Here is a 26157-nt window from a genome sequence, read left to right on the forward strand (position 1 = left end):
GCTCCCAGCGTGGATATACTGACTTGATGCTAGTCACGTCGCCCGGAAAGCTAAATTAGCCTAAAAACGGGAGACGTCGAGAAGCACCTCGCGATGACCTGCAAATTCAAGTGAGCGTTTGCCGGTTTAAAATGCCCAACAACCGTCCTCCATCGAGGCGGCCAGGATCGGGATATCCCTGAACCTATTGGAAGATCTTTCACGCTATCTCGCCGATCTGGCCAAGACGAGTGGCCAAGTGCGAGTTGCTTGGTGTTGGACGTTTTTCACGATGACATCGAGCATGAGAGGACTCAGAACGAATGGGTCGAACTGCGGTGGAGCAGACCGATTAAGGTAAATTCAGCCACTGATGAACAACTAGCAGGGATGCGTGCCCCGCGCGGGATGCGGGTTGAGTGGCTGGAAAACTCTCAAGAACCTGGAAGACGAAGATAATTATGGCGATTAGGGTCCTTCGCCTTATGGCTGAACTGCCATGACTTTCCTAATCGCTTCGTGAGCAACCGTATCGTCAGCACAAAGTAATAGCGCGATGATTCCGCATGCCCATTCACGTGGTGATTTAAAAACCATACGAGGTGCTTCTGCTGCCACGTCCACGGATTGTCTCGATGCCAGCGGTCTGCAATTGCATTTTGGATAGCCTTAGCCTGCCGAATATGGCGCTGGCGCGTGGAATGCGACCCGCTCAGAACTCCCGCCAGAAACAGCTCCATTTCGAATGCTTTGCTCATGCTCGGCCTCCGATGTACGCCGACACTATGTCGATACGCCCGTGACCAAGTTCATAGCTGATTTGCACCCGAGCTTCACGATCCAAACGCTGTTCCAGTTGATAGCAATGGCCGCCATTGATGGGCGCGGGATGCTGGGTGATCTGCTCATAGCGTTCACACGCATAGGCCGCCCGCAATTCGTGGAAGCCTTTGAGGTGATAGGTCTGCAGGATGCCCCGTGCGAGTCGGACGACTTCCCGCAGAAAGTCTCGATAGCTTTCATTTGGTGCCAGCAGGTTCCGACTACCAGTGGGCGACACATGCTCGGCGTAGTTCAATGCTTCGCGAATATGATCATTTGCGAATATCCAGCGAGGTGCTGACGTTCCCGAGCGACCTCCTTTGGTGCCATCCTGAATGTTGATCTTGTCGTAGTGTTCGACCTCCCGTTGAAGACGCGGTAGGTCGGCTAAGATGGCTTCGCGCAGGCGCATCCCTGTGGAGCGTGCCAACTGTGCGATGGCGGCGGCACGAGGATGCTGTTTGCGGAGCGCATCTAGGATGAGCATCACGTGTTCGCGATCCTGGCCTTGTGGAACTGTCGTGCGGATTGTGGTGCGCTGCATTTCCAGCGCCTTGCTCGGACTCGGCACTTTCACGCGCTGATCACCGCGAAGCGCTGCCATGGTCCGGTTCACGCTGGATAATCGATTTTGTGCGGTGGCGATAGTGAAGTCGCCGCGCTCGACTAAGTGACGCAGATGCGCCGCGTAATCCGACAATATCTGGCGATCTATCTGCCGTGCATCGTTGAGTCCTGGTCCATCGTCTGAGCGGCACCAGCGCACGAATGCCTGCCAACGATCACTGTGCGCTTTGACGGTCCCGTAATGCCCTCCGCGGAACATGTCTTTTAACGCCTGCGGCCCGGCATAACTCATTTGCCGACCATAGCCAAAATTGCGCCCGTCACGTTTAACACCACAGAGCGCAGCAAGAGCGGACTCACTTTTCAGTCGCTCAGGGTTATCCCCTGCAACGGAGATCAAAGTGGCCGCTGTCTGAGGGCCAACACCGAATTGACTACGAAGGCGATGTGCATACTGCTGCGTTAGCGAGTCCAGCGTGTCATCTAGCTCCTGCAACTCTGCCGCAAAGGCCTGCCAGCGTTTAGCCAGAAGTCTAAGCGATGTAGTCAGGGCGCTCAGGAATGGGGCGTGCCCCAGTGAGCCAATGTGTGCACAGTTGTCGACGCAAATTGCAGGTTTGACGTCCCAGAGCCGCTCTCTGATTTCTTGAGGAGCACTGACCAGCAGTGATCTGATCTGGTTGATAGCTTGTGTTTTGGCTTTCACCGCACTTCGGCGAACTACAGAAATCTCCCTCATTGCCTCGGCAGCGCCTGAGTGGGTTTTAGCGATGACAGTGGCGCTCCCCGCCAGCACCGAACGAGCTGCGCTTTCCGCATCGGTAGGGTCTGACTTTCCCTCCAATCTGCGCTTGCTTCGATCAGGGCGATTCACTTCAAAAACAGCAATGCCGTTTTCGCGAAGTTCAAGTGCAAGCCCAGCACCGTACGTACCAGTGCCTTCGACGCCAGCCCGCTGGAGCCGCCCGAATGACCTTGCCCAAGTCAGCAACTTAAGGTAGCCGCGAGTCTGTGTTTCTACAGCAAGGGTACCTAACAGCTGCCCATTCGCGTTGATCAGGGCGCCAACATGGACATCCAGATGCGTATCCACACCTAGGATGACCTCAGTGAGTTTTGCAGTGCTCATGCGTAATACCTCTGAGTTTACGCACTACCGCCCTTGGACGCAGGACAGGACTCTCGCGGTGCAGCACAAAGCTCCTATTAAGTCACAGACGCCAAGCCTGGCAGTGCCAGGGAACGTCAGCGATCAATCGACAGGTCAACACCAAGGCATCTAGCTAGCCAATCCCAGCACGAGTCAAATTGAGCTGACGCTCTTGAACATAGTGAACTGAGAACCCCAGCAGTTTCCTCGTCGGCTCATGCTCTGGCGCATGCGGTATCGCCACAACCGTTGGCGAAAGAGTCGGCTTGCATATTGCGATCACATTCTTACTGTCCGAGTGGAATAGCAGGTCCGAAGGCCTGCCACGCTGCTCGTAAGCCATATCCAGCGCTTTGATCACCAGCTCAGCGTCTGGCTTTTCCGACAGTGCCCAGCCTACGATCCGACGCGCATAAAGATCCAGGACTACAGCCAGGTAATGCCACTTTCCTTGAGCCCAAATGTAGGTGATATCGCCGCACCAGACTTGATTGGGCGCTGGCACGTCGAACTCGCGGTTCAATGTGTTCGGGATATCCAGTCTTTCTACTGTTGCTCGTTTGTAGGCATGGGAGCCGGGTTGTTTGCTGACTAATTCAAGCTCGCGTATCAAGCTACGCACTTTGAATCGACCGAGTTGCTCACCGTCTTCACGCATCAGCGACAGAATGCTGCGACTGCCCGCAGAGCTGCGACTTTGCGAGAACAGCTCACTGACGCGACTACGTAATCGAAGCCGTTCAACATCGGGCGTGCGGCGCCGCAGGCGCTGGGCGTAGTAACACGAGCGAGTGACGTCAAACACCTTGCACAGCCAATCAACCGGCTCATGTGTGCTCAACTGGTCAATCAGCGCGAACGCTCGTGATCTTCCGACATCAAGAGCGCGGTAGCCTTTTTTAGTATTGATTTCTCTCGCTCAAGCCGAGCAATCCGGGCTTCCAGCTCCTGAATTTTTTGCTGTTCCGGAGTCAGGGTCTTGCTCTGCGGGGTGACGCCTTTATGTTCTTTCTGAATCTGGTCAACCCAGCGGCGCAATGCCGACTCACCAATACCGAGTGAGCGGCTGGCTTCGATGTAGCTGTAGTTTTGTTTGAGCACAAGGTCGGCAGCCTCGCGCTTAAATTCAGTAGTAAAGGAGCGGCGTTGTTTGGTCATCTGACACCTCGATCTGGCGAGCATTCTCGCCTAAATGGGTGTCCGGTTTCATTAGACCACTACATCAGTGATGCTGCGGATCCAGCGCTTAAATTCCTAAAAACCGATTTTGCGTGACGCTGTCTAAGCCTTCTAGACCCTGATAGGCCGGTGCTGGTGGAACCATCATGCCTGTGCCGCCGATCTCTATGAGCATCGGGCTGAGAGCACGGTTTTGAAAAAGAGTGTGATTTTTTCCCCAGTGCATATTGATAATGCGCAGCGGTATTGCTCCCTTAGGCTGCGGAGCGGGGTTCGGTTGGATGGTTGTTGTACCGGCGGCCGTGTATACGAAAATCCAATCACCTGACTGAACCATGCCTTGACCGAACCACAACATGTGGTCCTTTACAGGGACTGAGCCACCTTCTGGTGTTGGAAACGTCAGGATTAGACAATAGTCCGCTAGGTTGCAGGATTTGTGGACATAGATAGCTATTCGCTCTTCATTGGGGATTCCATGGCACTGGACATCCACAATCTCAAGTGTCTCGATGCGTTTGATCATGAGTCTTTCCCCTTGCTCGGCAAGAAGCTAATCGCGAGAAGCACTAGGCCAAGGGCCGCCAACGGCAACCACAAATTTGAGCTGGATTTGTAGAGGTCGAGTGCGAAGGAAAAAGCGATAGGGCTGCAGAAGATCAAGAACTTTTCGATCCGGGAGCGGAGTAAAGCAGCACTTAGCCGTTCCTCCAGCCTTACGTTCGTCAACTTTTGCTCAACCAGATCTGCGTTAATTTTGAATAGTTGAGTCTGAACCGTAGCAACCTGTTTCCTAGCTTGCTCTTTGTCGTACTGGGTATCACTGATGATGGCGGCAATGACCGGGCTCAATTGCTGCCCACCGTAATTATCGGGACTGTCCTCGATCAATCGGAGGAGCGTGCGTGGAAGGAAGTCGCCTTCCATCGGAGCGGGGGTAGGTTGAATGTCGTCTGGCGAGCCAGGCTGTTGTGCGCCTGATACACCACTGTTTCTTTTTCCAGGATCAGGTACAGCTGATAATTCCGTCATTGTTACCTCGTAAGGCACCCAGCTGGACCGTCATACTAAGGCTTGCTGACGGTTTATTACGTCTTGTTACGTGCGACGGAAAAAACAAAGGCCTGCATCGCTGCAAGCCTTTGATTTATATGGTGCCGGCACCAGGAGTCGAACCCGGGACCTACTGATTACAAGTCAGTTGCTCTACCAACTGAGCTATACCGGCGTGTTAGGGCGACGATTATAGCGATTGGCGAGATCCTGTAAACCCCTGAAAACTGACTATTTTTACAAAATCCTCAGTTTCCCCCAATTCCCCACCCACACCGCGTAAATCCAAAGCCATCAACGCTCGTGCAACGCCTCGGCCCGCGATTTGATGATCGGCTTGAGCAGATAGCTCAGCACGCTCTTCTTGCCGGTAATGATGTCCACCGACGCCACCATCCCCGGGATGATCAGCAATGGTTTCTCATCGGTGCCCAGGTGGCTGCGTTCGGTGCGCAGTTTGATGACGTAGAAGGTGTTTTTCTTCTCTTCATCCTGCACGGTGTCGGCGCCGATCTGTTCCAGTTTGCCTTTGAGGCCACCGTAGATGGTGTAGTCGTAGGCGGTGAATTTGATCATGGCTTCCTGGCCCGGGTGCAGGAAGGCGATGTCCTGCGGGCGGATGCGTGCTTCCACCAGCAGGGTGTCGTCCAGTGGCACCACTTCGGCGATGTCGCTGCCGGGCTGGATTACGCCGCCCACGGTGTTGACCAGCATCTGTTTGACGATGCCGCGCACCGGCGAGGTGACCATGGTGCGGCTAACGCGGTCTTCCAGGCCTTTGGAGGTGGCCTGGGCCTTGCTCAGGTTGGTGCGTGCTTCGTTGAGCTGGGCCAGGGCTTCGCTGCGGAATTTGCCGCGGGTTTCGTTGATCTTTTGCTGCACTTCGTTGATAGCCGCCTGGGCGCGCGGGATGGCCAGGGTGGTGCCGTCGAGCATGCCGCGGGTTTCGACTTCCGAGCGCTTGAGGCGCAGCACTTCCACTGGCGAGATCGCACCCTGCTGTACCAGCGGTTCGGACATGCCGATCTCCTGGCGCAGCAGGCCCAGGCTGTTGCGGTACTGTTCCTGCTTGGAGCTGAATTCACGCAGCTCCTGCTGACGCTGCAGCAGTTGCTGTTGCAGCCCGCCAATCTCGTCGGCCAGTTGCTGGCGTCGGCTCAGGTACAGCGATTCTTCGTTCGAGGCCTGGTTGGGGACGGCCTTGCGGGCATCCTCGGTGATGTTCAGCGGGCGGTTTTCCACTTCTGCGCTCAGGCGCTCGACGCGCAGTTCCATGGCCACGCGGTCGGCTTCGGTTTCGCCGACGTTGGAGGCAAAACGCGTGTCGTCCAGGCGCACCAGCGGTGCGCCGGGCTCGACGATCTGGCCTTCGTGCACGTAAATCTGCGCGACGATACCGCCTTCCAGGTTCTGGATTTTCTGGATGCGCGATGACGGGATGGCCTTGCCTTCGCCTTTGGTCACTTCATCGATGATCGCGAAGTGCGCCCACAGCACGAGGAACACGAAGAAGCCGATCACGCCCCAGATAGTCAGGCGCACGATGCGCGGTGCGTCGTCGACCAGTGCTTTTTCCACTTCGGGCAAGGGCTGGTCGTCGAGGGAGTCGGTGCCTCTGAAATAACCGACGATGACGTCTTTGAGGCGGCGTGGTCCGGATTTAAGCGACACTGATCTGCCCCTTTTTCAGCGCTTCCATGACGGCCGCTTTCGGGCCGTCTGCGAGGATCTGGCCGCGGTCGATCACCAGCAGGCGGTCGACCAGGCTCAGCAGCGAAGCACGGTGGGTGACGAGAATCACCGTCTTGTTTTCGATCACCGACTGCAGGCGCTGCTTGAGACGCTCTTCGCCGGTGTTGTCCATGGCGCTGGTCGGCTCGTCCAGCAGCAGGATGGGCGGGTTGAGCAGCAGCGCACGGGCCAGGGCAACGTTCTGGCGTTGGCCGCCGGACAGGTTTTGCCCACGCTCGCCCACTTGCAGTTCGTAGCCTTGCGGATGCAGCCTGGCAAACTCATGCACGCCGGCCAGTTCGGCCGCTTGCAGTACCATTTCATCGTCAACGTAGCGCGCACCCGACACCAGGTTGTCACGCAGGGTGCCGGCCAGCAATTGAATGTCCTGGGCCACGTAGCCGATGTTGTGGCGCAGTTCGCTGACGTCGATCTGGCGGATGTCCACGCCGTCCACCAGCAAAGAGCCGGCGTCCGGCTGATACAGGCCCACCAGCAGTTTGGCCAGCGAGCTTTTGCCCGAGCCGCTGCGGCCGATGATGCCGATCTTCTCGCCGGGGCGAATGTTCAGGTTGATGCCGCGCAACGCCAGGGTCTGCTGATTCGGGTAGGTAAAGTCGACTTCACGGAACGCCATCGCGCCTTGCAGCGCTTTGCGACTGAGCGGGCGCTCGTCGTAATTGCGCTCTTGCGGCAGCTCCATCATCTCGTCCACCGACACCATCGTCACCTTGGCCTGCTGGTAACGGGTCAACAGCCCCGACAGCTGGGCCAACGGCCCCAGCGCGCGGCCACTGAGCATGTAGCACGCCACCAGGCCGCCCATGCTGAGGTTACCGTCGATGATCTGGTACACGCCGAAAATGATCATCGCCACGCCGGCCACTTGCTGGATCAGCAAGGTGATGTTCATGGCCAGGCCCGACAGCACCTTGACCCGCAGTTCGAGCCGGCTGAGGGTGCCGATGGTCTGTTCCCACTGGTACTGGCGCTCGCTCTCGGCGTTGTTGACCTTCACCGCATCGAGCCCGGCGAGGGTTTCGATCAGGCTCGACTGGCGCTCGGCGCCCAGGGCCATGGTGCGTTGCAGGGTCGCCGTCAGCGGCTTTTGCAGCATATGGCCGATACCCAGCGCCAACGGGAAGGCGATGATCGGGATCCACACCAGGTGGCCGCCGAGCAGGGCGATCACCAGCAGGATGATCAGGGTAAACGGCAGGTCGATCAGGCTGGTGAGGGTCAGGGACGTGAGGAAGTCGCGCATTCCCTGAAACTCATGGATATTTTGCGCGTAGCTGCCCACCCGGGCCGGACGCACTTTCATCGCCATGCCCACGATGCGCTCGAACAGCGTCGCGGAAATGATCAAATCGGTTTTCTTGCCCGCCAAGTCCAGGCACAAACTGCGCAGGCTCTTGAGCAGCAGGTCGAACAGGTACGCGCCACAGATACCGATGGCCAGCACCCACAGAGTGGCGGTTGCCTGGTTCGGCACCACGCGGTCGTACACGTTCATCACGAACAGCGGCGCAGCCAGGGCGATCAGGTTGATCACCAGGCTCGCGGCGATGGCATCGGCGTACAGCCAGCGTGAGCGTTTGAGGGTGTCGCGAAACCACGAGCGCGCACGCGGGATCAGCGTGCCGTTGGTGACGTCGAACTTGTGCTGCGGCTGAGCGAAGAACACCCGGCCGCTGTAGTCCTGGCTCAACAGCTCACGGCTGACCTGAACCTCGCCGCCGTCACTTTCGCTCAGCAGCAGGCGCGCCGTGTCCCCGTCCCAGCCCAACAACACCGCACTGCGCCCTTCCTTGAGCAGCAGCATGGCCGGCAGGGCAATCGTCGGAATCTGTTCCAGCTTGCGCTGCAGCAATCGCCCCTGCAAACCCGCGCGGGCGGCTGCGCGTGGCAGCAGCTCGGCGCTCAGGCGTTGCGCGGCCAGGGGCAGGCCGGTGGTCAGCATTGCCCGGCTGGCGGGTTTGTAATGCAGGGAACAGAGGGTCAGCAGACCATCCAGCAAAGGATCGTCGTGCTGACTGCGCGGGTCATGATTGAGCTGCGCCACATCGATATCAGAATTCAAGCTGACTCTCTCTTAATGCGTTGAGTGCTCCAACTCCGTAAAAAATCAGTTCATCCCTGGCAGGTTCACTTTCGTTTTGACTTCGTTTTGCACGACCGAGGCCAGCGGAGCGACGATGCCCTGGCTTCTCAGCAGTTGGCCCATGTCGGCCTTGATGCGGTATTGCGTGTACAGCTGCAGGTTCTTGATCTGCGCCAGACGCTGCGACGCGGTGAACAGTTCGTTCTCGCTGTCGAGCAGGTCGAGCAGTGTACGCTCACCGAGGCTGAACTGCTGCTGGTAAGAAGTGCGCACGCGGGTGCTGCGGTCCACGTATTCCTGAGCGATCGGCACCTGCGCCGCGGCGTTGTTGTAAGCGTTCCAGGCCAGGCTCAGTTCCTGGTTCAGCTCGCGCAGGGCGTTGTTGCGAATATCCAGCGCCTGGGAGGCCTGGGAGGCCTTGGACTGCAGGTCGGCCTTGTTGCTGCCGCCGGAGTACAGGTTGAACTGCATGCGCAGCATGGCCGAGTAGCCGTTGTCATGCCCTTCTTCGCCGCCGACATTGTTGTTGGCCGAGCGCTGCAGTTCGGCGTCGAAGCGCGGATAGAAGGTCGACTTGGCGGCTTCGTACTGCTTTTCGGCAGCGGCGATGTCCGACTCGGCCGAACGCAGTACCGGGCTGCTCTCGACCATCTGGCGCCGCGCCTCTTCAAGGTTGGCCGGCATCAGGGCGACAAAACCCTGCGGCCGTTCCAGCTGATCGGGCTCTTCGCCGACGGCGCTGATGTAATTGGCCTTGGCGTCTTCGAGGTTGGTCTGCTCGGTCAGCAGGTTGTTACGCGCCTGAGCCAGTCGGGCTTCGGCCTGGTCCATGTCCGCCATTCTTCCGACGCCACGGCTGGTGCGCAATTTGATCTGGTCAAAGATGCGTTCGTGGCTTTTCAGGTTGTCTTCTGCCAGTTGCACCATCTCGCGACGGGTCAGCACATCCAGATAAACCTGAGCGACCGTCAGGGCGGTGCGTTCGGTGGTGTTGAGCAGCGCATAGCCACGGGAGTTGGCGGTGGCTTGCTGGCGGCTGACTTCATTTTGCGTGCCGAAGCCCTGGAACAGGTTCTGTTGCAGGCGAATGCTCGACTCACCCCGGTTCAGGGTTTTCCAGTCATGGCTGTTGCTGGCGGCGCGAGTGGTGGTGTTGTCGGAGCTTTCACGGCCATAACCGCCCAGCAAGTCCACTTTAGGCAGATAGCCGCCTTGGGCCGCTCGCACTTGATAGTCGGCAGCGATGCGCGCATTCACGCCAGCCTGAATCTCCGGGTGCACGTCCACCGCCTTCTGCATGGCCTCAGAGAGGGTTTGGGCCTGCACGAAACTGGCGGCGAGAGCGAACGGCACGGCGATGAAAAAGTGCAAACGCATTCTGATGTTTCCCCGGAGATCTGGTTGCCTGCAAAGCTGCAACAAATTTGGAATATTGCATGGGAGTGGCAGCTCGAAATGCCCGTTTTTAGTGGGCGCCGGAGGGCGCAAACAGAAAGTCGCGAGGCCGCTTAAATATCAATGTGACATTACGGGGCGGATTGTTTAGGATGGCGCCCGATAGGTCAATACCTTGACGGAAAAGTAATTCTTCCGAAAAAACATCAAAATATTGACGCCAAAATTTTTACGCAAGAATCAAGTACTCCAGCTATTGAATCGGCACCAGCGTTAGGGCCGGTCTCCTTGATGGATGCCCCCTGAACGGTATTTCGGAGATTTTTTTATGAGCAGCGTTGCGGTCGTCAAAAGCATTGTCGGTCAAGTGTTTGCGGTATCCCCGGAAGGGATTCGCCGCCTGCTTGTAGAAGGTGATCGCCTGTTCGCCGGAGAACAGGTCGATACCGGCCCTGCTGGCGCCGTATCGCTGGAGCTTGCCGATGGCCGTGTGATTGACCTGGGCCGCGACAGCCAGTGGAGCGCCGACGCGCCCGACTCGTCCACCGACCTGAGCGCCGCCACTGCCCAGGCCGCGCCTTCCGTTGCCGAGCTGCAGCAAGCCATCGCTGCCGGCGCCGACCCGACGCAGGACCTCGAAGCCACCGCCGCCGGCCCGAGCGCCGCCGGTGCAGACGGCGCCGTCGGGGGCGGGCACAGCTTCGTGGTGCTGGACGCGACCGCAGGCGTGGTCGACCCCACCATCGGCTATCCGACCAACGGCCTCAACGCTGCAGATGCCGGCGCTGCGCCGCTCACCGCCGGCAACACTAACAACGGCGCCACTGCGCAAAACGTCACCGTCACACTGACCGCCACGCCGACCATCACCGAAGCCGGCGGCGTGGTGGTTTACACCGCATTCGCCACCCAGGCTCCGACCAGCGACCTCACCGTTACCTTGTCCAACGGCCTGGCCGTAGTGATCGCGGCCGGTCAGACCTCCGGCGCGCTGAACGTCACCTTTGCCGGCAATGACACACCGTACCTGGATGCCTCGTCGATCTCTGCCACCATCACTGGCACGACCGGCGGCGGCAACGTGGTCGTCACCACGGACCCGACGCCTGCGGTGACGCAAGTCAACGACACCATCGACACCACCACCGTGACACTCACCGCCGCCGCCTCGGTGGATGAGGGCGGCAAGATCGTCTACACCGCCACCGTGACCAACGCCGCGCAGACCGACGTCACCGTCACGCTGTCCAACAACACCACCATCACCATTGAAGCCGGCAAAACCACCGGCACCGTCAGCGTCGACACCCCGGCGAACCTGGCCGATGGCAAGGACCTGACCGTCAGCGCCAGCATCACTGCCGCCAGCGGCGGCAACTACGAGAACCTCGCGATCAACCCACAAGCGGCGACCACCACGGTGGTGGCTGTGGATAACCCGAGCGTACTGGTGGCCGACACCGCCACCCTCGCCGAAGACGGCGTTGCGACCGGCAACGTGCTGAGCAACGACAGCGATATCGACAACGTGTTGTCGGTTGCCACCTTCACTGTGGGCGGCACCACGTTCAACGCCGGCCAGACCGCGACCATTGCCGGCGTGGGCAACATCACCATCGGCGCCGATGGCGCGTACACCTTCACCCCGATCAAGGACTTCAACGGTGATGTGCCGCAGATCGGCTACACCACCAACACCGGATCCAGCAGCACGCTGAATATGAACGTGGTGGCGGTTGATGACGCGAGCGTGTTGAAGGCGGACACCAGCACGGTGCAGGAAGATAACGTTGCGACAGGCAACGTGCTTTCGAATGATGTCGATGTCGACAACGTGTTGAGCGTCGCGACTTTCAGCGTCAACGGCACCACTTATAACGCTGGTCAGACTGCGACTATTGTGGGTGTGGGCTCAGTTACCATCGGTGCTGATGGTACTTATGTGTTTACGCCGGTCAAAGACTTCAACGGCGATGTGCCGCAAATCGGTTACACGACCAACACCGGTTCGAGCAGCACGCTGGATGTGAAGATTGATGCTGTAGATGATGCGAGCGTTCTCAAAGCCGATACCGGTAGCGCGCTTGAAGACAACGTTGCCACTGGCAATGTGCTGAGCAACGACGTCGACGTGGATAACGTGTTGAGCGTTGCCACCTTCAACGTCAACGGCACCAATTACAACGCCGGTCAGACCGCCGTTATCGCGGGCGTGGGCAGCATCACCATTGGTGCAGACGGCGCTTACGCCTTCACACCAGTCAAAGATTTCAATGGCGATGTGCCGCAAATCGGTTACACCACCAATACCGGCTCTAGCAGCACGCTGGACGTGAAAATCGACGCAGTCGACGACGCAAGCGTCCTCAAAGCCGATACCGGCAGCGCGCTTGAAGACAACGTTGCCACTGGTAACGTGCTGAGCAATGACGTCGATGTCGATAACACATTGACTGTAGCCACGTTCAACGTTGGTGGCACCACTTATAACGCAGGCCAAACCGCCGTTATCGCGGGCGTGGGCAGCATCACCATTGGTGCAGACGGCGCGTACGCCTTCACACCAGTCAAAGATTTCAATGGCGATGTGCCGCAAATCGGTTACACCACCAATACCGGCTCTAGCAGCACGCTGGACGTGAAAATCGACGCAGTCGACGACGCAAGCGTCCTCAAAGCCGATACCGGCAGTGCGCTTGAAGACAACGTTGCCACTGGCAACGTGCTGAGCAACGACGTCGACGTCGATAACGTGTTGAGCGTTGCGACTTTCAGCGTAAACGGCACCAGCTACAACGCTGGCCAGACTGCCTTAATTGCAGGTGTGGGCAGCATCACCATCGGTACTGATGGCGCCTACGCCTTCACGCCAGTCAAAGATTTCAACGGCGATGTGCCGCAAATCGGCTACACCACCAACACCGGTTCGAGCAGCACGCTCGATGTGAAGATTGATGCGGTTGATGACGCAAGCGTTCTCAAAGCAGACACCGGCAGCGCCCTGGAAGACAGCGTTGCCACCGGCAATGTGTTGAGCAATGACGTTGACGTCGACAACACTCTCACTGTTGCCACGTTCAACGTGGGCGGCACCAACTACGCAGCTGGCCAGACTGCCGTGATCGCGGGCGTGGGCAGCATCACTATCGGCGCTGACGGCGCCTACGTCTTCACCCCAGTCAAAGACTTCAACGGTGATGTGCCGCAAATCGGTTACACGACCAACACGGGTTCGAGCAGTACCCTGGACGTGAAGATTGATGCGGTTGATGACGCAAGCGTTCTCAAGGCGGATACCGGCAGTGCGCTTGAAGATAACGTTGCCACCGGCAATGTGTTGAGCAATGACCTAGACGTCGACAACACCCTGACTGTTGCCACGTTCAACGTGGGCGGCACCAACTACGCAGCTGGCCAGACTGCTGTGATCGCGGGCGTGGGCAGCATCACTATCGGCGCTGACGGCGCCTACGTCTTCACTCCAGTCAAAGACTTCAATGGCGATGTGCCGCAAATCGGCTACACGACCAACACGGGCTCAAGCAGCACGCTGGATGTGAAGATTGATGCGGTTGATGACGCAAGCGTTCTGAAAGCCGATACCGGCAGTGCGCTTGAAGACAACGTTGCTACCGGCAACGTGCTGAGCAATGACGTCGACGTCGATAACACATTGACTGTAGCCACGTTCAACGTGGGTGGCACCAACTACGCCGCCGGCCAGACTGCCGTGATCGCGGGCGTGGGTAGCATCACTATCGGCGCTGACGGCGCCTACGCCTTCACGCCTGTTAAAGACTTCAACGGTGACGTTCCGCAAATCGGTTACACCACCAACACCGGTTCGAGCAGCACGCTGGATGTGAAAATCGACGCAGTCGACGACGCAAGTGTCCTCAAGGCTGATACCGGTAGCGCGCTGGAAGATAACGTTGCAACAGGCAATGTGCTGAGCAACGACGTTGACGTCGACAACACCCTGACTGTTGCAACGTTCAACGTGGGTGGCACCAACTACGCAGCCGGCCAGACGGCCGTAATTGCAGGTGTGGGGAGTATCACTATCGGCGCTGACGGTGCCTATGCCTTCACGCCGGTCAAAGACTTCAACGGCGATGTGCCGCAAATCGGTTACACGACCAACACCGGTTCAAGCAGCACGCTTGACGTGAAGATCGACGCGGTTGACGACGCAAGCGTTCTCAAGGCGGATACCGGCAGTGCGCTTGAAGACAACGTTGCCACTGGCAATGTGCTGAGCAATGACGTCGACGTCGATAACGTGTTGAGCGTTGCGACTTTCAGTGTCAACGGCACCAGCTACAACGCTGGCCAGACGGCCGTAATTGCAGGCGTGGGCAGCATCACCATCGGTGCAGACGGCGCCTACGCCTTCACGCCGGTCAAAGACTTCAACGGCGATGTGCCGCAAATCGGTTACACGACCAACACCGGTTCGAGCAGCACCCTAGACGTGAAGATCGACGCGGTTGACGACGCAAGCGTCCTCAAGGCGGATACCGGCAGTGCGCTTGAAGACAACGTTGCCACTGGTAACGTGCTGAGCAACGATGTTGACGTCGATAACGTGTTGAGCATCGCCAGCTTCAGCGTCAATGGCACCAGTTACAACGCAGGCCAGACCGCCGTTATCGCCGGCGTGGGCAGCATCACCATCGGTAATGATGGCGCCTACGCCTTCACGCCAGTCAAAGATTTCAACGGCGATGTGCCGCAAATCGGCTACATCACCAACACGGGTTCGAGCAGCACGCTCGATGTGAAGATTGATGCGGTTGATGACGCAAGCGTTCTCAAAGCAGATACCGGTAACGCCTTGGAAGATAACGTTGCCACCGGCAACGTGCTCTCGAATGACGTAGACGTCGACAATGTACTGACAGTCGCCACGTTCAGCGTGGCAGGCACTAGTTACGCAGCCGGCCAGATCGCTGTTATCGCAGGCGTTGGCTCAATCACGATCGGTGCAGACGGCGCATACGCTTTCACCCCCGTTAAAGATTTCAACGGTGATGTACCGCAAATCGGTTACACCACCAACACCGGTTCCAGCAGCACCCTTGATGTGAAGATCGACGCAAGCGTGCTCAAGGCGGATACCGGCAGTGCGCTGGAAGACAACGTTGCCACTGGCAATGTGTTGAGCAATGACGTCGACGTAGATAACACATTGACTGTCGCCACGTTCAACGTGGGTGGCACCAACTACGCCGCCGGCCAGACTGCCGTGATCGCGGGCGTGGGTAGCATCACTATCGGCGCTGACGGCGCCTACGCTTTCACCCCCGTTAAAGACTTCAACGGCGATGTGCCGCAAATCGGCTATACCACCAATACCGGTTCGAGCAGCACGCTGGATGTGAAGATTGACGCGGTTGACGACGCGAGCGTCCTCAAAGCCGACACTGGCAGCGCGCTTGAAGACAACGTTGCCACTGGCAACGTGCTGAGCAACGACGTCGACGTCGATAACGTGTTGAGCGTTGCGACTTTCAGCGTAAACGGCACCAGCTACAACGCTGGCCAGACTGCCGTAATTGCAGGTGTGGGCAGCATCACTATCGGCGCTGACGGCGCCTACGCCTTCACGCCAGTCAAAGACTTCAACGGCGACGTGCCGCAAATCGGTTACACCACCAACACCGGTTCGAGCAGCACGCTGGATGTGAAGATTGATGCGGTTGATGACGCAAGCGTCCTTAAGGCCGATACCGGTAGCGCGCTTGAAGATAACGTTGCCACTGGCAATGTGTTGAGCAATGACGTTGACGTCGACAACACTCTCACTGTCGCCACGTTCAACGTGGGCGGCACCAACTACGCAGCTGGCCAGACTGCCGTTATCGCGGGCGTGGGCAGCATCACTATCGGCGCTGACGGCGCCTACGTCTTCACCCCAGTCAAAGACTTCAACGGCGATGTTCCGCAAATCGGCTACACCACCAACACCGGTTCAAGCAGCACGCTGGACGTGAAGATTGACGCGGTCGATGACGCAAGCATCCTCAAAGCTGACACCGGCAGTGCGCTGGAAGACAACGTAGCCACCGGCAATGTGCTGAGCAACGACGTCGACGTCGATAACGTCTTGAGCGTTGCGACCTTCAGCGTCAACGGCACCAGCTATAACGCCGGCCAGACCTCGACCATCGCGGGTGTTGGCTCAATCACCATCGGCACTGATGGCGCGTACACCTTCACGCCAGTCAAAGACTTCAACGGTGATGTGCCGCAAATCGGCTACACCACCAATACCGGCTCTAGCAGCACGCTAGACGTGAAGATCGACGCGGTTGACGACGCCAGTGTTCTGAAAGCCGATACCGGCAGTGCGCTTGAAGACAACGTTGCTACCGGCAACGTGCTGAGCAATGACGTCGACGTCGATAACACATTGACTGTAGCCACGTTCAACGTGGGTGGCACCAACTACGCCGCCGGCCAGACTGCCGTGATCGCGGGCGTGGGTAGCATCACTATCGGCGCTGACGGCGCGTACGCCTTCACCCCCGTTAAAGACTTCAACGGCGATGTGCCGCAAATCGGCTATACCACCAATACCGGTTCGAGCAGCACGCTGGATGTGAAGATTGATGCGGTTGATGACGCCAGTGTTCTGAAAGCCGATACCGGCAGCGCGCTGGAAGATAACGTTGCCACTGGCAATGTGCTGAGCAACGACGTCGATGTGGATAACGTGTTGAGCGTTGCCACCTTCAACGTCAACGGCACCAATTACAACGCCGGTCAGACCGCCGTTATCGCGGGCGTGGGCAGCATCACCATTGGTGCAGACGGCGCGTACGCCTTCACCCCCGTTAAAGATTTCAACGGTGATGTACCGCAAATCGGTTACACCACCAATACCGGTTCGAGCAGCACGCTGGATGTGAAGATCGACGCAGTCGACGACGCAAGCGTGCTCAAGGTGGATACCGGCAGCGCGCTTGAAGATAACGTTGCTACCGGCAACGTCCTTTCGAATGACGTCGATGTTGACAACGTCTTGACCGTTGCGACCTTCAGCGTTAACGGCACCAGTTACAACGCAGGCCAGACCGCCGTTATCGCGGGCGTGGGTAGCGTCACCATCGGCACTGATGGCGCGTACACCTTCACCCCAGTCAAAGACTTCAATGGTGATGTACCGCAAATCGGCTACACCACCAACACCGGCTCGAGCAGCATCCTGGATGTGAAGATTGATGCGGTTGATGACGCCAGTGTTCTGAAAGCCGATACCGGCAGCGCGCTGGAAGATAACGTTGCCACTGGCAATGTGCTGAGCAACGACGTCGATGTGGATAACGTGTTGAGCGTTGCCACCTTCAACGTCAACGGCACCAATTACAACGCCGGTCAGACCGCCGTTATCGCGGGCGTGGGCAGCATCACCATTGGTGCAGACGGCGCGTACGCCTTCACCCCAGTCAAAGATTTCAATGGCGATGTGCCGCAAATCGGTTACACCACCAACACCGGTTCGAGCAGCACGCTGGATGTGAAGATCGACGCGGTTGACGACGCAAGCGTCCTCAAAGCGGACACCGGCAGCGCGCTGGAAGACAACGTTGCCACTGGCAACGTCCTTTCGAATGACGTGGACGTCGACAACGTACTGACAGTTGCCACGTTCAATGTCGGTGGTACCAGTTACGCAGCCGGCCAGACCGCAACTATCGCAGGTGTCGGCGCTATTACCATCGGTGCAGACGGCGCCTACGTCTTCACGCCAGTCAAAGACTTCAACGGTGATGTGCCACAAATTGGCTACACCACCAACACCGGTTCGAGCAGCACGCTGGACGTGAAGATCGATGCGGTTGACGACGCGAGCGTCCTCAAAGCAGACACCGGCAGCGCCTTGGAAGATAACGTTGCCACTGGCAATGTGTTGAGCAATGACGTCGACGTAGACAACACGCTGACTGTTGCCACGTTCAATGTTGGTGGCACCACTTATAACGCCGGCCAAACCGCGACCATTGCTGGCGTCGGCTCAATCACCATCGGTGCTGATGGCGCATACGCCTTCACCCCCGTTAAAGACTTCAACGGCGATGTTCCGCAAATCGGTTACACGACCAACACCGGTTCGAGCAGTACCCTGGACGTGAAAATCGACGCAGTCGACGACGCAAGCGTGCTCAAAGCCGATACCGGTAGCGCGCTTGAAGATAACGTAGCCACTGGCAATGTGCTCTCGAATGACGTGGACGTAGACAACACCCTGACTGTCGCAACGTTCAACGTGGGTGGCACCAACTACGCAGCCGGCCAAACCGCCGTTATCGCGGGCGTGGGCAACATCACCATCGGTGCAGACGGCGCGTACGCCTTCACGCCAGTCAAAGACTTCAATGGTGACGTGCCACAAATCGGCTACACGACCAACACCGGCTCAAGCAGCACGCTTGACGTGAAGATCGACGCAGTCGACGACGCAAGCGTCCTCAAAGCCGATACCGGTAGCGCGCTGGAAGACAACGTTGCCACTGGCAATGTGCTGAGCAACGACGTCGACGTCGATAACGTGTTGAGCGTTGCGACTTTCAGCGTCAACGGCACCAGCTACAACGCTGGCCAGACGGCCGTAATTGCAGGTGTGGGCAGCATCACTATTGGTGCAGACGGCGCCTACGCTTTCACCCCAGTTAAAGACTTCAACGGCGACGTGCCACAAATCGGCTACACGACCAACACCGGTTCGAGCAGCACGCTGGACGTGAAGATCGATGCGGTTGACGACGCGAGCGTCCTCAAAGCCGACACCGGCAGCGCCCTGGAAGATAACGTTGCTACCGGCAATGTGTTGAGCAACGACGTTGACGTCGACAATACCCTGACTGTTGCCACGTTCAACGTTGGTGGCACCACTTATAACGCCGGCCAAACCGCCACCATTGCTGGCGTCGGTTCAATCACCATCGGTGCTGACGGCGCCTACGTCTTCACCCCAGTCAAAGACTTCAATGGCGATGTACCGCAAATCGGCTACACCACCAACACCGGTTCGAGCAGCACGCTGGACGTGAAGATTGACGCGGTCGATGACGCAAGCATCCTCAAGGCAGATACCGGCAGTGCGCTGGAAGATAACGTTGCCACTGGCAACGTGCTGAGCAATGACGTGGACGTGGACAACGCCCTGACTGTTGCCACGTTCAATGTTGGTGGCACCACTTATAACGCCGGCCAAACCGCGACCATTGCTGGCGTCGGCTCAATCACCATCGGTGCAGACGGCGCCTACGCCTTCACGCCGGTCAAAGACTTCAACGGCGACGTTCCGCAAATCGGCTACACGACCAACACCGGTTCAAGCAGCACGCTTGACGTGAAGATCGATGCGGTTGACGACGCAAGCGTTCTCAAGGCGGATACCGGCAGTGCGCTGGAAGACAACGTTGCTACCGGCAACGTGCTGAGCAACGACGTCGATGTGGATAACGTGTTGAGCGTTGCGACTTTCAGCGTAAACGGCACCAGCTACAATGTTGGCCAGACTGCCGTAATTGCAGGTGTGGGCAGTATCACTATCGGCGCTGACGGTGCCTATGCCTTCACGCCGGTCAAAGACTTCAACGGCGACGTGCCACAAATCGGTTACACGACCAACACCGGTTCGAGCAGCACGCTGGACGTGAAAATCGACGCAGTCGACGACGCAAGCGTTCTCAAAGCGGACACCGGCAGCGCGCTGGAAGACAACGTTGCCACTGGCAATGTGCTCTCGAATGACGTGGACGTAGACAGCACCCTGACTGTTGCCACGTTCAATGTTGGTGGCACCACTTATAACGCCGGCCAAACCGCGACCATTGCTGGCGTCGGTTCAATCAGCATTGGTGCTGACGGCGCCTACGCCTTCACGCCAGTCAAAGACTTCAACGGCGATGTTCCGCAAATCGGTTACACGACCAACACGGGTTCGAGCAGTACCCTGGACGTGAAGATTGATGCGGTTGATGACGCAAGCGTTCTCAAGGCCGATACCGGCAGTGCGCTGGAAGATAACGTTGCTACCGGCAACGTCCTTTCGAATGACGTGGACGTCGACAACGTACTGACAGTCGCCACGTTCAACTTCGGTGGTGCCAGTTACGCAGCCGGCCAGACTGCCGTGATCGCGGGCGTGGGCAGCATCACTATCGGCGCTGACGGCGCATACGCTTTCACCCCAGTTAAAGACTTCAACGGTGACGTGCCACAAATCGGCTACACCACCAATACCGGCTCTAGCAGCACGCTGGACGTGAAGATCGACGCGGTTGACGACGCAAGCGTTCTCAAAGCGGACACCGGCAGCGCGCTGGAAGACAACGTTGCCACTGGCAATGTGCTCTCGAATGACGTGGACGTAGACAGCACCCTGACTGTTGCCACGTTCAATGTTGGTGGCACCACTTATAACGCCGGCCAAACCGCGACCATTGCTGGCGTCGGTTCAATCACCATCGGTGCAGACGGCGCGTACGCCTTCACCCCCGTTAAAGATTTCAACGGTGATGTACCGCAAATCGGTTACACCACCAACACCGGTTCGAGCAGCACGCTGGATGTGAAGATTGATGCGGTTGATGACGCAAGCGTCCTCAAAGCCGATACCGGCAGTGCGCTTGAAGACAACGTTGCCACTGGCAACGTGCTGAGCAACGACAGCGATGTCGATAACGTTCTGAGCGTAGCCACCTTCAGCGTCGGAACCGCTAGCTACGCTGCTGGCCAAACCGCCGTCATCACTGGCGTAGGCTCTATCACCATCAGCGCCAACGGTGCCTACACCTTCACCCCGGTCAAAGACTTCAACGGTGACGTACCGCAAATCGGTTACACCACTAACACCGGCTCAAGCAGTACGCTGAACGTGAACATGGTGGCGGTCAACGACGCGCCGGTTGCCATCGCAACCACCGCAACCGGTACTGAAGACCCAACCAGCGGTATCGCCGTCAAGTTGAGCGCGACCGACGTGGATGGCCTGGCGAACGTGAAATCGTTCTCCGTGGGCACGCCAAGCAACGGCACCTTCTACACCGATGCAGCGATGACCACCAAAGTGACCGGCCCGATCACCGCCAGCAATGGCGAGGCGACCGTTTACTTCAAGCCGGCCACCGACTTCAACGGCACGGTGAACTTCACCTATACCGCCACCGACAGCGGCAACGCTGACGGCAGCAACGTGCTGACCTCGCCAGCGGTCAACGGCACCATCACCGTGACCGCGGTCAACGATGCGCCGGTTGCCATCGCAACCACCGCAACGGGTACTGAAGACCCAACCAGCGGCATCGCCGTCAAGCTGAGCGCGACCGACGTGGATGGCCTGGCGAACGTGAAATCGTTCTCCGTGGGCACGCCAAGCAACGGCACCTTCTACACCGACGCGGCGATGACCACCAAAGTGACCGGCCCGATCACTGCCAGCAATGGCGAGGCGACCGTTTACTTCAAGCCGGCCACCGACTTCAACGGCACGGTGAAATTTACGTACACCGCGACCGACAGCGGCAATGCTGACGGCAGCAACGTGCTGACCTCGCCAGCGGTCAACGGCACCATCACCGTGACCCCGGTCAACGACGCGCCGGTTGCCATCGCAACCACCGCAACGGGTACTGAAGACCCAACCAGCGGCATCGCCGTCAAGTTGAGCGCGACCGATGTAGACGGCCTGGCGAACGTGAAATCGTTCTCCGTGGGCACGCCAAGCAACGGCACCTTCTACACCGACGCGGCGATGACCACCAAAGTGACCGGCCCGATCACCGCCAGCAATGGCGAGGCGACCGTTTACTTCAAGCCGGCCACCGACTTCAACGGCACCGTCAACTTCACCTACACCGCCACCGACAGCGGCAATGCTGACGGCAGCAACGTGCTGACCTCGCCAGCGGTCAACGGCACCATCACCGTAACCCCGGTCAACGACGCGCCGGTTGCCATCGCAACCACCGCAACGGGTACTGAAGACCCAACCAGCGGCATCGCCGTCAAGCTGAGCGCGACCGACGTGGATGGCTTGGCGAACGTGAAATCGTTCTCCGTTGGCACGCCAAGCAACGGCACGTTCTACACCGACGCGGCCATGACCACGAAAGTGACCGGCCCGATCAGCGCCAGCAATGGCGAGGCGACCGTTTACTTCAAGCCGGCCACCGACTTCAACGGCACGGTGAACTTCACGTACACGGCCACCGACAGCGGCAATGCTGACGGCAGCAACGTGCTGACCTCGCCAGCGGTCAACGGCACCATCACCGTGACCCCGGTCAACGACGCGCCGGTTGCCATTGCAACCACCGCAACCGGTGCCGAAGACCCAACCAGCGGTATCGCCGTCAAGCTGAGCGCGACCGACGTAGACGGCCTGGCGAACGTGAAATCGTTCTCCGTGGGCACGCCAAGCAACGGCACCTTCTACACCGATGCAGCGATGACCACCAAAGTGACCGGCCCGATCACCGCCAGCAATGGCGAGGCGACCGTTTACTTCAAGCCGGCCACCGACTTCAACGGCACGGTGAACTTCACCTATACCGCCACCGACAGCGGCAACGCTGACGGCAGCAACGTGCTGACCTCGCCAGCGGTCAACGGCACCATCACCATCACGCCGGTCAACGACGCGCCGACCGCCACCAATGGCAACATCGCCAGCAACGAAGACACCCCGGTCGAACTGACCTGGGCCACCTTCGGCGTCAACGATGTGGACTCTGCCAACCCGAAAGTGGTGTTCACCAGCCTGCCTGCCGGCGCCATCGAGTACAAAGTCAACGGCGTGTGGACGCAACTGACCACCGCTGACTTGAAGACTGATACCTCGGCCGGCAAGGCGTTCAGCCAGGCCGACTTCGACAGCCATAATGTGCGCTACACCCCGGTGGCCAACGAGTCGGGTGATAACAGCTTCGGCGGCACTGGCGTGGGCAACAAGCAAAGCGACTACACCCAGCTGAAGTTCCAGGCCTACGACGGCAGCCTCTACAGCGACACCAAAATCATCACCGTGGATATTCACCCGGTGACGGACGTGCCGGTGGTAAGCCTGAGCCAATACGGCGCGGTGCCGACCGGTTTGACCCTGCAGACCTGGACTGGCGGCACACTGGCCAAGGACCTGGGCACCAACGGTAACGGCGTGGCGCAGTCCAGCGACCTGATCCGCGTGATCGACGCCAAGACCGCTGCCACCGCAGTCTCCACCGGTGTGGTCAGCAGTGTCAGCAACAGTAACGTGGTGGAAGGTACGGCGACCAAGGTCTCCGGCCTGATCTACCTGGAAGCCGGCAAGAGCTACAACTTTACCGGCACTGCCGATGACAGTCTGGCAATCACCGTGGGCGGCAAGCTGGTCGCCAGCGAGACCTGGAGCAAACAGGGCGGTGCGATTACCGGCACCGCATACACGCCGACCGAATCGGGTTACTACACCCTCGACATCTACCACTACAACCAGGCTGGCGCAGGCAACTACGACATCAATGTGTCCATCAACAACGGCCCGTCGATGTCGCTGGGCAACAGCGGCGTACAGACCTACACCGGCGTGGATGCCTTGAAGGCCGCAGGTGCGGTGCTGGGCGACAGTCATGTGGTCAATGGCGAGGGCTACTACACCGGCTACGTCTACAACCGTGGGCTGGAAGACACCACCATCAAGGTCGCGCCGATCACCACCATGTTCGTCGACAACGACGGCTCGGAATCCCACAAGGTGGAAATCAGCGGTTTGCCGTCCGGCACCGTGATCACCGACGGCACCAGCGGCCACAGCTTCACCTCGACCGGCGCTACCGCGTTCTACGATGTGAGCACCTGGAACCTGAAAACCCTGACGGTCACCCCGTTCAAGGACTCGACGGCCAGCTTCGACCTGACCGTGAAAGCCACGGCCACCGAACTGAGTACCGGCGTTGCGCAAGTCACCACCGGCAAAGTGAGCATCGTGGTCACTGCCGTCAACGACGCCCCGACCCTGGACCTCAGCACGGCCGACGGCGCGGTCGCCACTGGCTTCGCCGCTACCTACAACGAACGCAGCACCAGCGGCGTGGCGATTACCGGCAGCGTGGCCATCGGCGACGTCGACAGCAGCCAGATGCAGAGCGCGAGTATCACCCTCAAAAACGCCAGTGCCGGGGATCAATTGACCTCCGGCCTGGTGGCGGTGGGCGGCACCTACAAAGGCATCACCCTGACCAGCGTCGGCACCGACGTCAGCGGCAAGATCATGCTGAGCCTGTCGGGCGCGGCGGATGCGGCGACCTACAAGGCGCTGCTGGAGTCGTTCCAATATTCCAGCACCAGCAAGTACCCGGCCACCGGCGACCGTACCATCGAGGTCTCGGTGATGGACAACGAAGGCGGCAACAGCCTGAGTTCGAGCATCGCCACCAGCACCATCACCGTGACGCCGCAGGCTTACCTGGTGACCGAAGGCACTGGCGTGGCCGATGTCGTCAACTTGAGCAGTTCCTCGGTCAACAACGTGGTGGTCGGCGACAAGGCCGGCGTCGTTACCCAGGGCAGCAACTACAACATTGCGTTCCTGGTCGACACCTCGGGCAGCATCGGCACCACTGCCATGGACTCGATCAAGAACCAACTGGCCAGTGTGTTCAATACCTTGATTGCCAATGCCGGCAATAAAGACTCGGGCGTGGTGAAAGTGCTGCTGGTCGATTTTGACACGCGCATCGAATCTCAGGTCTCGGTCAATCTGGCCGACAAGGACGCTGCCAAAGCGGCCTTGCAGGCGGTCTTGACCCAGATGACCTCCAACTCCAGCGACATGACCAACTACCAGGATGCGTTCAACGCCGCCACCAACTGGTTCAAGAGCAGCGACGCCACCAGCAACAAGGGCGCGACCAACCTCACGTACTTCATTACCGACGGTTCGCCGAACGTATTTACCGAGGTGCACGGCAACCCTTACCTGGGAACGACCAGCTCGTTCTGGGGCTCGGATGTTTACTTCGACAGCGTGGTCAACAGCTCCAACTACGTGTTGGGCCAGGGCAACGCGGTCTACACCACCATCAACGGCTGGTCGCGGATGATTGTGGACGGTAATGGCAAGGTCTATTCCTACAACGGTTGGGGCCAGGCGATCTATGAAGGCACCGTTGTGGCGAACGCCAAGGGCGGCTTTGACGTGGCGGCGGTCTATCAGGACGACGACACCGCCCTGGCCAACGCCAAGGCGGCCTACGCCAACCTGGTCAACGCGGTGGACAGCAAGGTCGTGGTCGAGGCCATCGGCCTGGGGTCGAGCATCGATACCACGGTGCTCAAGCAGTTCGACACCGACAAGGTGGTTGCCACCATCGACACAGCTAAGCTGGCCGATGCCATCACCGGCCACACCGCCGATGCGGGCGCCGACAACCTCACCGGCGGCTCGGCCAACGACATTCTGTTCGGTGACCTGATCACCTACAAAGGCCAGGAAGGCAGCGCCGCGCTCAAGGCCTTCGCTGCCGAGAAACTGGCCACTACCGTCGACCACATCGACGACCGCACCTTGCACCAGTACATCACCGAGCACGTGCAGGACATCGGCGCACTGGCCAACGCGTCGAACATCTACGGCACCAAGGATGGCAACGACACCCTGATCGGCAATGCCGGCAATGACATTCTGTTCGGCCAGGGTGGTAACGACAGCCTCTCCGGCGGCGCCGGCAACGACATCCTGGTGGGCGGCAAGGGCGATGACGTGCTCAGCGGCGGTGCAGGTGCCGATACCTTCGTGTGGCTCAAAGGCGACACCAACACCAGCGGCGGCTTCGATCGCATCACCGACTTCAAGCACGGCGAAGGCGACAAGCTGGACCTGTCCGACTTGCTGCAAGGCAATAACGACAACAACCTGTCCAACTACCTGAAGCTGACCACCGATGCCTCGGGCACCTCGACATTGAGCGTCAGCAGCGCCGGTACGTTCACCGCTTCGGGCGGCGGTACGGCCGATGTCACGATCAAGGTCGATGGCGCCAGCTGGGGCAACGGCAGCGCTGCGATCAATAACCTGATCGCCGGTGGCGACCTGACCGTCAAGCATCACGACTGATCACCCCGACGGCGCCAATCTTCGAAGATTGGCGCCGTCGGGCATCTGCTTCGGGAAAATCTGTGTAATCTC

The 26157-nt window shown here is 58.9% G+C and carries 8 protein-coding genes, 1 tRNA gene and 2 pseudogenes; 1 reads left to right on the forward strand and 10 read right to left on the reverse strand.

Annotated features, from left to right (window positions below; all coding sequences use genetic code 11):
• Positions 1–413: 413 nt before the first annotated feature.
• From H045_RS24870 to H045_RS22425, 10 genes and pseudogenes are all read right to left on the reverse strand, one after another.
• A complete protein-coding gene (locus H045_RS24870) occupies positions 414–737 on the reverse strand; it encodes a hypothetical protein (protein WP_015373527.1) in 324 nt (107 codons plus the stop codon).
• Positions 734–1660, reverse strand: a complete 927-nt coding sequence (locus H045_RS25385; RefSeq protein ID WP_049818610.1) for an integrase domain-containing protein — start codon at positions 1658–1660, stop codon at positions 734–736. The genes H045_RS24870 and H045_RS25385 overlap by 4 nt, the downstream gene beginning before the upstream one ends.
• Before the next feature lie 87 nt (positions 1661–1747).
• A pseudogene (locus H045_RS25945) lies at positions 1748–2497 on the reverse strand (IS110 family transposase); the annotation flags it as partial.
• A gap of 180 nt (positions 2498–2677) precedes the next feature.
• Positions 2678–3676 (reverse strand): annotated as a pseudogene (locus H045_RS24880) (IS3 family transposase); the annotation flags it as partial.
• Positions 3677–3764: 88 nt separating this feature from the next.
• A complete protein-coding gene (locus tag H045_RS22400; RefSeq protein WP_015373531.1) occupies positions 3765–4223 on the reverse strand; it encodes a hypothetical protein in 459 nt (152 codons plus the stop codon).
• Positions 4220–4729: a hypothetical protein gene (locus tag H045_RS22405; RefSeq protein ID WP_157225378.1), complete on the reverse strand. Its 510-nt coding sequence runs from the start codon at positions 4727–4729 to the stop codon at positions 4220–4222. Before H045_RS22405 ends, H045_RS22400 begins: the two co-directional genes overlap by 4 nt.
• 120 nt (positions 4730–4849) lie before the next feature.
• A tRNA-Thr gene (locus H045_RS22410) sits at positions 4850–4925 on the reverse strand.
• Positions 4926–5044: 119 nt separating this feature from the next.
• Positions 5045–6421 (reverse strand): HlyD family type I secretion periplasmic adaptor subunit, encoded by a 1377-nt coding sequence (locus tag H045_RS22415; protein WP_003235959.1) that lies wholly within the window; start codon positions 6419–6421, stop codon positions 5045–5047.
• On the reverse strand, positions 6411–8564 hold the full coding sequence (locus H045_RS22420; RefSeq protein WP_003235957.1) for a type I secretion system permease/ATPase: 2154 nt from the start codon (positions 8562–8564) through the stop codon (positions 6411–6413). The genes H045_RS22415 and H045_RS22420 overlap by 11 nt, the downstream gene beginning before the upstream one ends.
• Positions 8565–8609: 45 nt before the next feature.
• Positions 8610–9962: a TolC family outer membrane protein gene (locus H045_RS22425; RefSeq protein WP_003235955.1), complete on the reverse strand. Its 1353-nt coding sequence runs from the start codon at positions 9960–9962 to the stop codon at positions 8610–8612.
• Between the two features lie 346 nt (positions 9963–10308).
• Here H045_RS22425 and H045_RS22430 point away from each other — a divergent pair, with 346 nt between their 5' ends.
• A complete protein-coding gene (locus H045_RS22430) occupies positions 10309–26085 on the forward strand; it encodes an Ig-like domain-containing protein (RefSeq protein WP_015373533.1) in 15777 nt (5258 codons plus the stop codon).
• Positions 26086–26157: the final 72 nt, after the last annotated feature.

The organism is Pseudomonas poae RE*1-1-14 (genome assembly GCF_000336465.1).
Taxonomy (GTDB): Bacteria; Pseudomonadota; Gammaproteobacteria; order Pseudomonadales; family Pseudomonadaceae; genus Aquipseudomonas; species Aquipseudomonas poae.

Bases quoted from the DNA above. Each gene is read 5' to 3' on its own strand.
- H045_RS25385 (WP_049818610.1), bottom strand. From the start codon at position 1,660: ATGAGTTATGCCGGGCCGCAGGCGTTAAAAGACATGTTCCGCGGAGGG.
- H045_RS24870 (WP_015373527.1), bottom strand. From the start codon at position 737: ATGAGCAAAGCATTCGAAATGGAGCTGTTTCTGGCGGGAGTTCTGAGC.
- H045_RS22425 (WP_003235955.1), bottom strand. From the start codon at position 9,962: ATGCGTTTGCACTTTTTCATCGCCGTGCCGTTCGCTCTCGCCGCCAGT.
- H045_RS22405 (WP_157225378.1), bottom strand. From the start codon at position 4,729: ATGACGGAATTATCAGCTGTACCTGATCCTGGAAAAAGAAACAGTGGT.
- H045_RS22430 (WP_015373533.1), top strand. From the start codon at position 10,309: ATGAGCAGCGTTGCGGTCGTCAAAAGCATTGTCGGTCAAGTGTTTGCG.
- H045_RS22400 (WP_015373531.1), bottom strand. From the start codon at position 4,223: ATGATCAAACGCATCGAGACACTTGAGATTGTGGATGTCCAGTGCCAT.